Origin of the sequence: Bacillus sp. AFS012607 (assembly GCF_002558005.1) — a bacterium.
GTDB lineage: Bacteria > Bacillota > Bacilli > Bacillales > Bacillaceae_G > Bacillus_A > Bacillus_A thuringiensis_S.
On sequence record NZ_NTVM01000006.1, the window covers coordinates 160298 to 174230 of the forward strand.

A 13933-nucleotide genomic window follows, 5' to 3' on the forward strand; every position below is an offset into this window, starting at 1 on the left:
AAATAAGGAAATTGAATTTCTTTAAAGGGATATTAATTTAGGATGTGTTGAGGTGAAAAAATGAAAAAGTAAGGGGTATACGCTAAAAAAGTTCATATAAGGGAGAATATAAATGGAAATTCAGTTTAATCCAATCTTAAAAACGGAACTAACAATTCAAGATATTCAAAATGAAATGGAATCTGGAAAGTTAACTTCAAAAGAGCTAGTGATGTATTATCTCTATAGAATCGCAAAGTATGATCAAGACGGACCGAAAATCAATTCAATTTTAGAAATCAATCCAGATGCTATTTTTATTGCAGAAGCGTTAGATCATGAAAGAAAGACAAAGGGTGTAAGGGGTCCGCTACATGGTATACCTGTTTTGGTTAAGGATAATATTGAAACGAATGACTCCATGCATACAAGTGCAGGTACGATTGCTCTAGAACAAAATATAAGTAGTGAAGATGCATTTCTCGTTACTAAACTGCGAGAAGCAGGGGCCGTGATAATAGGAAAAACGAATATGACAGAATTAGCAAATGCAATGTCTTTTAAAATGTGGGCTGGATATAGTGCAAGAGGTGGTCAAACAATTAATCCATACGGAACGGGTAAGGATGGTATGTTTGTTGGGGGCTCAAGTACAGGCTCTGCGATAGCAGTTGCCGCTAACTTTACAGTAGTATCTATTGGGACAGAAACCGATGCTTCTATTTTGAGCCCCGCTGTTCAAAACTCTGTAGTTGGCATTAAACCGACTGTCGGTCTAATTAGTCGTAGAGGAATTATTCCATTCACTTATTCGCAAGATACAGCTGGACCATTTGCTAGAACAGTAACAGATGCCGCTATTTTACTAGGGAGCTTAACTGGAGTGGATGAGAAAGATGTAGCAACTCGTAAAAGTGAAGGTAGGGCATATCAGGATTATACATCTTACCTTGATGCTAATGGTTTAAATGGAGCGAAAATTGGTGTGTTTAACGACGCACCAAAAGATTATTACGAAAATGGTGAGTATGATGAAAAATTGTTTAAAGAAACGATCCAAGTATTACGTAATGAGGGAGCGGCAGTAGTAGAGAATATTGATATTCATTCTTTTCATAGAGAATGGAGTTGGGGAGTTCCGCTTTATGAACTGAAGCATAGTTTAGATAACTATCTTTCTAAATTACGTTCTATTATTCCGGTACATTCTATTTCGGAGTTAATGGAGTTTAATAAAAACATGGCAGAAAGAGCTTTAAAATATGGACAAACTAAGTTAGAGGGAAGAAAAGATTTTCCTAATACGTTACGAAATCCAGAATATTTAAATGCGAGATTAGAAGATATATATTTTTCTCAAGAACAAGGCATTGATTTTGCATTGGAAAAATATAATCTTGATGCGATACTGTTTCCTTCCTATATAGGTTCTACTATATGTGCGAAAGCGGGTTATCCGTCTATAGCAATACCAGCAGGGTATATGGAAAGCGGGAGACCTTTTGGAATTACGATTGCAAGTACTGCCTTTAGTGAAGGGATATTAATTAAGCTAGCTTACGCTTTTGAACAGGCGACAAAACATAGAAAAATCCCGAACTTGTCATGAACAGAATAAACAAAAAGGACAGGGAATTCCTGTCCTTTTTGCTGTGTTGACTACAGTGATAGATTATTCTAATCTGGTTTATAATATTTTAATAAACTGAAAGATAAACAAGCGGAACATAAAATAAGAATAGAAGCGATTATATAAATTGTACGGACACCGAACATATCAGTAATAATGCCAACGCTAAGCATAGAAAGACCAGAAGTTGTTGAAAGAAGGGCGCCATGTACCGTATACATTTTTTATAATAAAGAAGGGGCGACACTTGATTGTAAAACTGTCGTTTGAGAAATATCTCTAATTTGATAACATGGTCCCATTAGAACACATAGAAAAAGCGCAATAAATCCGCTGCTCGTCATACCATATAAAAATGTAAGAATGCTAAACATAAGAGAGCCAATCGACATGGATCGTATTAAATTGTTTTGAATATAGGAACTCATTTTCCATGCTAATAGACCACCGATTAACGTACCAACATAATAACTTGTATTAATATATCCCCACCATTCTTCGCTTTTATGAAGAATAGACGTAACATATGCCATTGTAATAGCACCAATCCATATTGTCCCTGCGAAAGTTTCAATTAAGTCCATATATGTAACGGTACGGAGAGAAGGATTTTGAAATAAGAGTTTCCAACCTTCCGATAAAGCAGTACTTTTTGAAGAGGGAGGGTCTGCTATTCGTTCAGTATGTATGGTATGTAATGAAAAGTGTAATGCAATGCATCCAAAAATCATCAACATGTTATTAATCATGAGTGTAGATGTAGCGCCAATGAGAAGAACGATAACACTCGTAAATGAATAAGCGGCGGCTTGCGCAATTTGTGTTGAAAAGGAAAAGATACTATTTACTTTTACTAATTTTTCTTTTGGTGTAAGGCGCGGAAGAATGCTGTATAGTAATGGAGCACTCCATCCACTACATAATGAAATGAAAAAAATAAAAGTTAATAGAGCTATAATATTTGTGGATAAGACCGGAAATAAAATCATTAATAATAGTAAAAAGACTGTTTTTAGCCATTGTAGCGTATATAACAACGTATAAGGTGGAAAACGATTTACTATAAGAGGTGCAGAGATGTTAGCAATTAGATTTGTGATAACTTGTAATAGTGGAAAAAGAGCAGTAATAGTAGCTGATTTAGTTGCTATATAAATATGAGTTGTAATAATCATTACATATACGATGTCAGCAAGAGTAATGCATATTTTGGAACCTAAGTAGTAAGTTAGTGACTGGTTTTTCAATAAGAATACCACCTCTAAAAAATAGTATTTAGTAATTAGAATAATTGTAGTTTAAAAATTAAAATTTTTAAAGAATTTCATTTTTTGTCACTTTTTGAAAGGAATTTTCATGTATAATGAAGAATATATTGATATAGTATTATATTAATAATCATTGTAACAGTGAGTATGTACAATAGCTTGTAGCAAACGCCCAAGTGTAAGAAAGGGCGGATAAACCATTCTTTTCTTCATATACATATAGAAAATGAGAAAGAAAGTGAGGGTTGCATATGGCTGCTTGGGTAATTTGGTTTATAATAGCTGGTATTTTATTTATCGCAGAAATGTTGTCGATTACATTTTACATGCTTTGGCTTGGAATTGGGGCTGTTGTCGGAGGTCTTATTGCTTTGTTTGCTCCTGATGCACTACTGTTACAAGTTACTGTTGGTGCAATTGTAAGTTTAACTTTGACATTCTTTACGAAAAGAATTTCAAAAAACTTTCGAGAAGCAAAAGGTTTTACTGATACAGTAGATATGCTTGTTGGTAAAAAAGGGATTGTTATGCAAGCGATTACAAATGAAGCGAATGGTATTGTAAAGGTGGATGGAGATACTTGGACAGCTATTGCAGATTCTTCAATTGATGCTGGAGAAAAAGTCGTTGTTATAAAGAGGCATAGTACTATATTACAAGTGAAAAAGGAGAGTGAATAAATATGGTAGCATTAACGTTAACGATTATATTCGCACTAATTGTAGTTACATTTATCGCATTAACAATTAAAATTATTCCTCAGCAAAAAGTTGGGGTTGTTGAAAGATTTGGTAAGTTTCAACGTATCATGCACCCTGGGTTAAATATTTTAATACCAATTGTAGATCGTGTCCGTGTATATCATGACTTACGTATTCAACAAACGAATGTACCACCGCAAAAGGTAATTACGAAAGATAATGTTCAAGTAGAAATTGATACAATTATTTTCTATCAAATTGTTGAACCAGAACTTGCGACATATGGTATTTCAAACTATGAATATGGTGTTCGTAATATTACTTCAGCAACGATGCGTCAAATCATCGGTAAAATGGAACTAGATGAAACGTTATCTGGTCGTGAAAAAATTTCAACAGAAATCCGCTTAGCGCTTGATGAAGCAACAGAAAAATGGGGCGTACGTATTGAACGTGTCGAAGTTGTTGATATTAACCCGCCAAAAGATGTGCAAGCATCAATGGAAAAACAAATGAAGGCTGAGCGTAATAAACGTGCGATTATTTTAGAAGCTGAAGCAGCAAAACAAGATAAAGTTCTTCGCGCTGAAGGGGAAAAGCAAAGTAAAATCTTGATGGCTGAAGGGGATAAAGAAGCGCGTATTCGCGAAGCTGAAGGTTTAAAAGAAGCGAAAGAATTAGAAGCGCAAGGGGAAGCAAGAGCAATTGAAGAAATCGCAAAAGCAGAACAAAACCGTATTGAATTGCTTCGTGAAGCGAATATAGATGAACGTATACTTGCTTATAAATCATTTGAATCATTAGAAGAAGTTGCAAAAGGACCAGCAAATAAAGTCTTTATTCCGTCTAATGCAATTGAAACACTTGGTACTCTTGGGGCAATTGGAGAAATATTTAAAGAAAAACAAGCGAAGAAACTACCTTCAAATGATACAGGAAAAGAACAATAAAAGTGAGGAAGAGAAATGGGATACCATTTCTCTTTTTTTGTGCGTATATTCCGAAAAGCTTGTACATATCCATGTATAAAGAAGGTGATGCAGTGAAAAAGTATGCAACTCGAATACGTGGGAAGAAACTAATTTCGTTACTCCTTTTATATGCGCTAATAGTAATTATGATAGCGTCGATTCTGACGTCACTTTTACATACAATGAAATCGAATTATGCAAATCAATGGTTTGGAAAAGTATCGATGCAAGGTTTTGTTCAAATGATAGAAAGTGAGAATCGCTATTATGGATTTGATTATTTTAAGCAGAATAAACGAGAGTCAGTTGGGAATTTAATGTTCTCTATTGCGACAGATTTGAAGATTAAAGATTTAAGAACATTTGTCGGTAAAGAAGTACCTGGTATGTCAAAGTATTATTCTAACATTATCGTAGCTGGGGAAGGGACAAACTTGACGAATATCCCAAATGAATCTAGTGTACCGATTGAAGAAGTAACGAAAGAGCGGAAAGTAGCAAAAGATAAAGTTACAGAAGCGGAAAAGAATAATCCGGTTCAGAAAAAGAACGGAGCGAAAAAAGGTGAGAGTGCAGTATATATTTATCATACACATAGCTGGGAATCCTTCTTTCCATTATTACCAGGGGCAACTGATCCATCTAGCCCAGATGTAAATGTGTCCTTACTAGGAAAACGTATGAAGGAACAACTTGAGGGGCAAGGAATTCCAGTAATTCACGATAAAACGAATATGGGTGATTTATTAGCGAGTAAAAAGTGGGTATGGTATCAGTCATATAAAGCGTCTCATGAATATGTAAAAGAAGCATTAGCACAAAATAATAAAATTGCGTTTCCGATTGATATACATCGTGATGACCAGCGTAAGAAAGTAACAACAAAAGTAATTAACGGGAAATCGTATGCAAGATTATATTTTATAATTGGGATGGAAAATGAAAGGCGTGCTGAAAATGAAAAAATTGCAAGAGCAATCAATAGTTATTTAGATGAAAACTACTACGGATTAAGTAGAGGGATTTTTCCAAAGTATAAAAAAGATGGAAATGGCGTTTATAACCAAGATTTATCGAAAAATGCGATGTTAATTGAAGTTGGTGGTGTTGATAATACGTTAGATGAATTATATAACACAATTGATGTGTTAACAGAAGCGTTTAGTAAATATTATTGGAATGATGCGGAAAAAGTGAATGGATGAGGGACGGGAGACCGTTCCTTTTTTATTTTGAAATCTTAAAATGTGATATAATGGAATTTTATGAATGTTAAATAAAGGGAGAGAGAAACATGCAAATACTACTAATACGCCACGGAGAATCAGAAGCTGATATTTTACATGTGCATGAAGGACGAGCTGATTTTGAGTTAACTGAAAAAGGGAGACAACAAGTACAAAAACTTGTACAGAAAGTGAAAAAAGATTTTGCACCAGATTTCATTTGGGCAAGCACATTAAAACGTGCTCGTGAAACGGGTGAAACATTAGCAGAAGTAATTGGTTGTCCAATTCAATTAGAAGAGGAATTAATGGAGTTTAATAATGGAATACAAGCTGGCTTATCATTTGAAGAAGCAAAGAAATATCCAGAACCAAAGTTTCTTCATGACCGTTTTGAAAACGGAGAGTCATTTATTGAGTTTCGAATGAGAATAGAAGGGATTTTTTCTAAAATTGTGACAGAGAATACATATGATCGAATTGCGATTGTTGCCCATGGAGGCGTAATTAATAGTCTATTACGTGCATTTTTCAATATGCCAATTTCAATGGACTACTATTTCAAAATGGGAGATACGGGAATAAGTTTAATTGAAATTGAGGGTGAACAAAAAACGGTGCATTTCATTAATGATACGAATCATTTGGACGGGATGTAAAGACTTATGTACAAAGTTGCATTTTTTGATGTTGACGGTACGCTTTTAAGCGAGATTGATAGAAGTATGCACGAAAGTACAAAAGAAGCGGTACAAAGATTAATAGATAAGGGGATTCACGTAGTTGTTACAACAGGGAGACCATATAGTTTATGCTCACAATTTAAGGGGTTAGGCATAAATACGTATATTTCTGCAAATGGTGCACATATAAAATGTGGGGAAGAAGTTATACATAAATCAGTACTTTCAAGCGAAATCGTTCATGATATTTCAAATTTTGCTGAATTACATGGTCACAGTGTTTCTTACTTTACAGAAGAATTTGCAATGAATGATATTGCCTCCAAAGATGAACGTGTCATACAAGCGTTAAATGAAACTTTAAATTTAGAGCGGTATCCTGACAAAGTTAAAAACTTGTCAGATGAGATGTATTGCATATGTCTGTATGCCGATGAAGCAGAAGCTCAAAAATTCATTGAAAGATATCCAGCACTTACGTTTGACCGTTTTCATGGTTACGTTATAAATGTATTGGAAGATAGTAAAGTATCGAAGCTAACTGCAATTCAAAAAGTATTGGAACATTTAAATATTAGTAAATCAGAAGCCATTGCTTTTGGTGATGGTGGAAATGATATTGAGATGTTGCAGTATGTAGGATTAGGAGTTGCGATGGGAAATGGTGGAGAGGAGTTGAAGAGAAGGGCTGATTTCGTTACAACGAAGGCGAGTGAAGGCGGAATTTCTTATGCCTTAAAGAAGTTACGCATTATTTAAAACTGATAGCTAGTCAGTGTGAAAAATCCTGTTTTAATAATAGGATTTTTTTGTTCAACAATGTGCTTGCGATAAAAGGAAAAATATGAGTATAATGAGAAAGTAATTAGGTAAGCTAATTATTTAACGAGAAAGGAGAGTGAAGATGAATGGATTCAAGAAAAGATTCTCTTCCTTTAGGGATTGAGCCGTACGCAGAGTTAATCAAAAAGACAGCATCAGCGGAAACGGATCCAATCGCAGCAAAACTTGGTTTGTTAATGTTATGGACGTCTGATAATGTTCTTGATGCTGTTGACGTAGATTTAGCTCCACTTGGTATTTCAGAGAGTAAATTAGATTTTTTACTATTGTTTATTTTGCGTGAAATGGAAGCGAATGGGGAAGAAGTGAACATGAGTCCTTCGGATATTGCGAGTCGATTAGGGATTACACGTGCTTCTGTCACTGGCTTATTAGATTGGATGGAGAAACGAGAGTTAATCGTAAGATTCCACCATTCTAAAGATCGAAGAAGATTAAAGGTGAAAATTACTCCGAAAGGAAAAGAACTAGTTACACATTCTTTACCAACTTTTTGGTTATCTTGCGCTTCGTTAGTTGATGGCTTTAATCAAGAAGAGCGTCAAGTTTTAGAAAAGCTATTAAATAAAATGCAAGCAACTATGCAGGTGAAATTAGGAGAAGGTAGGTAAATAAGTTGATTATGAAGATCAACTTATTTATTTGGACATATAATTAGCTTGTCTTATTATATGTTTAACTAACTTTTTGTACGGTGATAATTTTTGCTATGTAATTAAAATAAATAAGAGTTAAAGGAATGCTATTTTAGTGATCTAGAGGTTTTAAACTAATAAAAATAAATGGTAATAAGGGAGAGAGTTTATGATGGAAATAGGAAAGGAAGTAAATAGTGAAAAGAATTATACAATAATGACAGCTGTATTATGTTGGTCGGGTATGGTAGTTATGTCTAGCCTATATGTAACAATACCTTTAATCTCTCTATTTTCAAACATTTTTAATACGTCATTAACACACTCGGCAGCTACAGGAAGTATATTTTCTGTTGGCTTTGCTATAGGGTGTTTGTTATTTGGGGCAATCTCTGATAAATATGGACGAAAAAAAGTGATTTTTATTGGATTGCTTGCACTGTCGATAGTTTCTTTTTGCTTAGGGTTTGTAGATAGTTTATTTTGGCTTGTTATTTTTAGAGGTATACAGGGGATAGCCGCAGCTACATTTTCTCCAGTAGCGTTAGCCTACGTTGTAGAAATGTTCCCAGTAGAAAAAAGGGTTACAACAATAGGGTTTGTTAGTACCGGTTTTTTAGTAGCTGGAATTGTAGGGCAGGTAATAAGTACTGCTGTTAGTCAGCATTTTGGATGGCATATGGTTTTCTTTCTTCTTAGCATTGTCTATATAAGTACTGCTATATGGGTTTATTATTCTCTTCCGAAAGGAGAGACGTCTCAATCCTATACTGATATTTTGGGACCAATTAAACAGATGGGTAAAGTTTTTACAAATAAAAGCTTAGTATTAAGCTATATAATTGCATTCGTTTTATTAATGGCTTTTGTTAATATGTATACTGTTTTAGGGAATTATTTGAGCTCTCCTACTTACAATTTAACTGCGGAACAAATCCTTTATTTTCGCTTAGCAGGGCTGTTTGGTATGTTGCTGTCACCACTTGCAGGTCGTTTAACAAAGAGGTTTGAAATAAGGAAAGTTCTTCAAGGAGGATTGTTGATTGCTATTTTTAGTCTAAGTTCAATGGGCTTTGTTTCGTATCTATTTCTACTTGTAATGATGAGTGTCTGTTTTGTAATAGGTATTGCTATATCCGTTCCGTCTTTAGTTTCTCTTGTAGGTCAATTAGGAGGGAAAGCAAGGGGAATAGCGGTATCTATTTATACTTTTATTTTATTTTTAGGTACTAGTATAGGGCCTATCATTTCTATTTATCTTATGAAAATAGGAGGTTATGCTCAAACATTTATTTTATTAGGAATGATACTTTTTATTGGTTTTGTAGCTTCTCTATTTATAATTAATGAATGAGTGGAAAATCACTCAAATAAAGGAATGCGAGGATCTTTCATATGCTCGCATAATAAAATATGAATTTGTCCACGATGATGATAAAAGTGTGCAACGATTTCAAGTAACCATTCAAAGCGCGAATAAGAAATCCCCCAATAGGCAGTCATAACTTCTGCTAATTCTATTTGGGGGTAGGAAAGAAATGTTTTAGAGAGAAGGTTGTATCCTTCAATCATCGTTTGTTGCATGTGAGCAACTGTTACGGGCGTATGTTCTATATAAAAGGTATGTAATTCTTTTTCTGAAATACCATTTAAAATGAGTAAATCAGCATGACAAATAAGAGAAAGATGTGCATACATTTCAAATAATGATCGTTTTGAGTGAATCGGTTGTATTTTTAAATCGTTTTCACTATATTGGTTAAGCATATCAATAGAAGTATCAATAGCAACTTTTAGTTGATGTAATGCAGATTGAACAAACATTGTAATTCTCCTCGTCTCCGTATATAATAGTTTCTTGAGGATATTATATCATACTCAAAATTCCGAAAATTCTAGTAGTTTGACTAGCATAATGAAAAGTATTATATTGTAAAAGGTCATATGAAACGTGAAATAGAATGGAATGCAATTATTGAGTTAGGAGTTAGACCAATGAGTTTGAAATATGGAAGAGATACAATTGTAGAAATTGACTTAAATGCTGTAAAACATAATGTAAACGAATTTAAAAAACATGTAAATGATGAAAAAATTAAGATGATGGCTGCTGTAAAAGCGAATGGGTATGGCCATGGGGCAGTTGAAGTTGCCAAAGCTGCAATTGAAGCAGGAATAAATCAACTTGCAGTTGCATTTGTAGATGAAGCGATAGAATTAAGAGAAGCAGGAATTACTGTGCCGATTTTAATTTTAGGATACACACCAGTTGCGGCTGTAGAAGATGTAATTCAATATGACGTTATGATGACTGTTTATAGAGTAGAAGATTTACATGGTATAAATGAAATTGCAAACCGTCTTCAAAAGAAAGTACAAATTCAAGTGAAAATTGATACAGGAATGAGTCGTATCGGTTTACAAGAAGAAGAGGTTAAACCATTTTTAGAAGAATTAAACCGTATGGAGTATGTAGAGGTAGTAGGGATATTTACGCATTACTCTACGGCAGATGAAATCGATAAATCATATACGAATATGCAAACAAGTTTATTTGAAAAAGCTGTTAATACAGCGAGAGAATTAGGAATTCAAATACCATATATTCATAGTTCAAATAGTGCAGGATCAATGGAATTAAGTAACACATTTCAAAATATGGTACGCGTTGGAATAGGAGTATACGGTATGTATCCGTCAAAAGAAGTGGATCATACAATCGTTTCTTTACAGCCTGCGTTGTCGTTAAAATCAAAAGTAGCTCATATTAAACATGCGAAGAAGAATCGCGGTGTAAGTTATGGGAATACGTATGTAACAACTGGTGAAGAATGGATTGCGACTGTACCAATTGGTTATGCTGATGGTTATAATCGTCAATTATCTAATAAAGGCTATGCGTTAATTAACGGGATTCGAGTACCTGTTATCGGCCGTGTTTGTATGGATCAGTTAATGCTGGATGTTTCAAAAGCGATGCCAGTACAAGTAGGAGACGAAGTAGTATTCTACGGTAAACAAGGTGAAGAAAATATCGCAGTAGAAGAAATAGCGGATATGTTAGGTACAATAAACTATGAAGTTACATGTATGCTAGATAGAAGAATTCCGCGTGTCTATAAAGAAAATGACGAAACAACTGCAGTTGTAAATATATTAAGAAAAAACTGAATCATTTCGATTCAGTTTTTTTATTTTTGGCAAGTGAAAAATGCTCTATTTGTACCGTGGAATTGAATGTTCTTAAAACCTACAGATTCCAATGAAGAAATTATTTCTTCATTGGAATAACAAGCTTCTTCAAAAGAAAAGTCACTTCTTGTCCAATTATTATCTATGTCATGGTGAAATAGTATAAAGTTCATTTCTGCTTTTTTATTTTCATTATTATATGTAGAATCAATCGTACAAACATATTCTTTCTCTGAAATATGAAACGAAGCAATCCAGTTTTTAAGAAATCCTTTTTCCATATTCATATCAAATGCGAATATACCCTCGTTATGTAATACGGAGTAAACTTTCTGAAACACACTTTTTAGTTCATCTAAATTCATAATATGGTTTAAACTATCACCGGCAGAGATGACGTAGTGGAATTGCTCATTTATATTGAAATAGCGAGCGTCATCGACGATAAAGGTTGCATCTGGCGCATTTTTACGTGCATACTCAATCATTTGAGTAGAACCATCTATACCAGTTACTACAAAATTATGATCAAGTAGTTTCCTAGTAAGATGACCAGTCCCGCAACAAAGATCTAAAATATGAGAACGTGGTTGTGCATATTGTAAAACGAGTTGTTCAAAAGCTGGATAGGAGTGTTCAGAAAAATGTCCCCAATGTTTATTATAAATAGATGCGAAAATATCATAATTAGAATAAATAAGTTTTTTAGACATAAATATTCTCCTTGCTATTCATTAAATTATAATAATCATGCTTCATCATAATTTCAAAACCGCATTGTGTATAAAGCTTCAAAGCATTGTTATTCTTTGTTTCAACTTGTAATTCAATTGTTGTAGCACCATTTGTGAAGAGCTTATGTGTCATATAGTTTAAAATAGCTTTACCGTAGCCTTTACCTTGATAGGAAGGGTGGACAGCGAATCCTGATAATATAGTAGAATGATCTTGCTCAGTAACTGTAATCGTTCCTATCATTTTTTTATCGACAAGAGCACTGTAAACTTTATGAGAAGGTGAAGTCATCATTTTTTGTAACCATGTAGCCGTATTTTCTACTGAATCACCAAAAGCTTTACTAGAAATTTCAATAAGATCAAGAAGTGATTCTGAAGTTGCAAGAGTAAGCTGTATATTATTATCTGTTGTTTTTTGAAGTTCGTTTGTCTTGAACTCCATACTATATTCACTATATAAATATGGTAACTTCATATGTTTTACAAATTCATTCCCAGAAATAGAATCCCCATTGATAATAAGAAGAGCTTCATCTGTCTCTCTATTTTGTATTTCTTTCATTGCAGTTTGTAAAAGGATAGTTCCGAAACGTTGTTTTCTAAAATGAGGATGTACAAAGCCTATTAGTTCAAGCTTTGTTGGTCTTTCAAAATCATACATATTTAAAGCGCCAATTAATTGAGTGCCGTTATAAAGAAGAAAATCGTTTATATAATCTTCATTTCGATTTTTTAAAAAGTTGATATGTAAATCTGAAGAGTAATCAAGGTTGTCTTGTTGCCCGCAAATATAAGCCAAATCCTTCATTTGCTGTATTTCACTTTCTGTTACAGAACGCTTTTTCCGAATATCCATTGTATAATCCCTCTCATTCGTATTTAAAAATAGGATGGGTGACTTAACCATTTCTTTAATTCCACATTACCTTGCACAGATAACAGTCGGTATAAATAACGATAAGGCTGTCTATATTCTTCTAAGTGAGGAATAGACATAATTGTTTCGTAACCACTTTGAAAGGCATGTGCTTCTTTTTCGGTAAGTACATATTCTAGTCCGATAAAATCAAGCTCTCGCGGAGCAACAGCGTAAGCTTCAGTATCTACTAAACCCGTAATAGTTGTACCGTCAGATAAAAATTGAGTAGGATCCATATCAATTAAGACGAGTGTAGATTCCTTTGGTACGGACAGGGAAGAAAGTTGTGATTCAAAGGTAGGGAATGTATTTTGTATGCTTTCATCATCAGAATAAAACATATTCACAAGCTCTTTACTTACGTTTAAAATATGTGATTGGAATTCATCTAGTGGAACTTGGAACGTGCCTGACGGATTTCCTATGAAATCGGCTTTAAATTTATGTATTTCTGCAAGTCCTTTTCCTAGGCTGAATAAAATAGAATCTGGTTGCTCGATAAAAGATTGAACTGTGTTACCTACTAACTTTTCAACCACCACAAATTCACGGCCATTTAAAACATGTTCTTCTAATATTGTTGGGATAGGAAGATTCGTATGTTCTTGCAGCAATGTATGTACCGTTTCTAAATGATGGACGTTCCTTGGATCAATTCCAAATAAATTTTTACATCCCCACCAAAAATCATTATTTGGTTCTTCATTCATTTTAGAAGCACGAACGATAACTTCTGTATCTTCTGTTTGAACGAGAAAAACATCACTTGCATGATCTTCATAACCTGGGTGCAAGGCTTGAACGGATAGAATAGGTGAATTGAATAGTTGTTGTAACATGAAAAGACCTCTTTTTCTGTAAATTCTATAAATTTATTATATAACAGGTGATGTGTTATGGGGATAAAGATAAAAAATTGAAATCATAGTTACATTTATAGTGAGAACTTATTAAAAATATTATATTTCTCCATTTTTGTGTGAATTGTCAAAAAAACAGAGTGATAGTATTTGAATGTAAAGCTCGTATCTTTAAAGCTATGAAGAGTAAAAGTAGAATTAAGCATTCGTTTATAAGATTGTGAATCATAATAATGTAGACTATTGAAAATATTTCTCAATAATAAAATGAAGAGAAAAGCATGAAGAA

13 protein-coding genes and 1 pseudogene are annotated in these 13933 nt (G+C 33.8%); 9 read left to right on the forward strand and 5 right to left on the reverse strand.

Annotation, left to right across the window (positions count from 1 at the left end):
- The first annotated feature begins 112 nt into the window (after window positions 1–112).
- Window positions 113–1588 (forward strand): amidase family protein, encoded by a 1476-nt coding sequence (locus tag CN409_RS05510; protein ID WP_000405403.1) that lies wholly within the window; start codon window positions 113–115, stop codon window positions 1586–1588.
- A 68-nt stretch (window positions 1589–1656) separates the two neighbouring features.
- Here the strand turns inward: CN409_RS05510 and CN409_RS05515 are convergent.
- A pseudogene (locus tag CN409_RS05515) lies at window positions 1657–2856 on the reverse strand (MFS transporter).
- A gap of 272 nt (window positions 2857–3128) precedes the next feature.
- Here CN409_RS05515 and CN409_RS05520 point away from each other — a divergent pair.
- The 7 genes from CN409_RS05520 (at window position 3129) to CN409_RS05550 (ending at window position 9290) form a co-directional block, all read left to right on the forward strand.
- On the forward strand, window positions 3129–3557 hold the full coding sequence (locus CN409_RS05520; protein ID WP_000741974.1) for an NfeD family protein: 429 nt from the start codon (window positions 3129–3131) through the stop codon (window positions 3555–3557).
- A 2-nt stretch (window positions 3558–3559) separates the two neighbouring features.
- Window positions 3560–4528, forward strand: a complete 969-nt coding sequence (locus CN409_RS05525) for an SPFH domain-containing protein (RefSeq protein WP_000226256.1) — start codon at window positions 3560–3562, stop codon at window positions 4526–4528.
- A gap of 20 nt (window positions 4529–4548) precedes the next feature.
- Window positions 4549–5754, forward strand: coding sequence for a stage II sporulation protein P (spoIIP, locus tag CN409_RS05530; protein ID WP_430793628.1), 1206 nt, complete (start codon window positions 4549–4551; stop codon window positions 5752–5754).
- An 89-nt stretch (window positions 5755–5843) separates the two neighbouring features.
- Entirely contained in the window at window positions 5844–6434 is a 591-nt protein-coding gene (locus CN409_RS05535; protein WP_001166447.1) for a histidine phosphatase family protein, read from the forward strand.
- Window positions 6435–6440: 6 nt separating this feature from the next.
- The gene (locus tag CN409_RS05540) at window positions 6441–7217 is read left to right on the forward strand and encodes a Cof-type HAD-IIB family hydrolase (RefSeq protein WP_097980846.1); all 777 of its coding nucleotides are present in this window, start codon (window positions 6441–6443) and stop codon (window positions 7215–7217) included.
- 149 nt (window positions 7218–7366) lie between these two features.
- Window positions 7367–7912: a MarR family winged helix-turn-helix transcriptional regulator gene (locus CN409_RS05545; RefSeq protein ID WP_000378334.1), complete on the forward strand. Its 546-nt coding sequence runs from the start codon at window positions 7367–7369 to the stop codon at window positions 7910–7912.
- Between the two features lie 196 nt (window positions 7913–8108).
- Window positions 8109–9290 (forward strand): MFS transporter, encoded by a 1182-nt coding sequence (locus CN409_RS05550; protein ID WP_033668968.1) that lies wholly within the window; start codon window positions 8109–8111, stop codon window positions 9288–9290.
- An 8-nt stretch (window positions 9291–9298) separates the two neighbouring features.
- On the opposite strand, the gene CN409_RS05555 is transcribed toward CN409_RS05550, so the two are convergent.
- Entirely contained in the window at window positions 9299–9760 is a 462-nt protein-coding gene (locus tag CN409_RS05555; RefSeq protein ID WP_097980847.1) for a DinB family protein, read from the reverse strand.
- A 171-nt stretch (window positions 9761–9931) separates the two neighbouring features.
- Between CN409_RS05555 and alr the strand changes: the two genes are divergently transcribed.
- A complete protein-coding gene (alr, locus tag CN409_RS05560) occupies window positions 9932–11107 on the forward strand; it encodes an alanine racemase (RefSeq protein WP_014895227.1) in 1176 nt (391 codons plus the stop codon).
- A 20-nt stretch (window positions 11108–11127) separates the two neighbouring features.
- Here the strand turns inward: alr and CN409_RS05565 are convergent, their stop codons facing one another.
- From CN409_RS05565 to CN409_RS05575, 3 genes are read right to left on the reverse strand one after another with little or no spacing between them, the layout of a single operon-like run.
- Window positions 11128–11841 carry a class I SAM-dependent methyltransferase gene (locus CN409_RS05565; RefSeq protein WP_000038499.1) on the reverse strand — a complete coding sequence of 238 codons (714 nt, stop codon included), beginning with the start codon at window positions 11839–11841 and terminating at the stop codon, window positions 11128–11130.
- Window positions 11834–12721: a GNAT family N-acetyltransferase gene (locus CN409_RS05570; RefSeq protein WP_000354633.1), complete on the reverse strand. Its 888-nt coding sequence runs from the start codon at window positions 12719–12721 to the stop codon at window positions 11834–11836. Before CN409_RS05570 ends, CN409_RS05565 begins: the two co-directional genes overlap by 8 nt.
- Before the next feature lie 23 nt (window positions 12722–12744).
- Entirely contained in the window at window positions 12745–13623 is an 879-nt protein-coding gene (locus CN409_RS05575) for a protein kinase family protein (protein ID WP_081143886.1), read from the reverse strand.
- Window positions 13624–13933 lie beyond the last annotated feature (310 nt).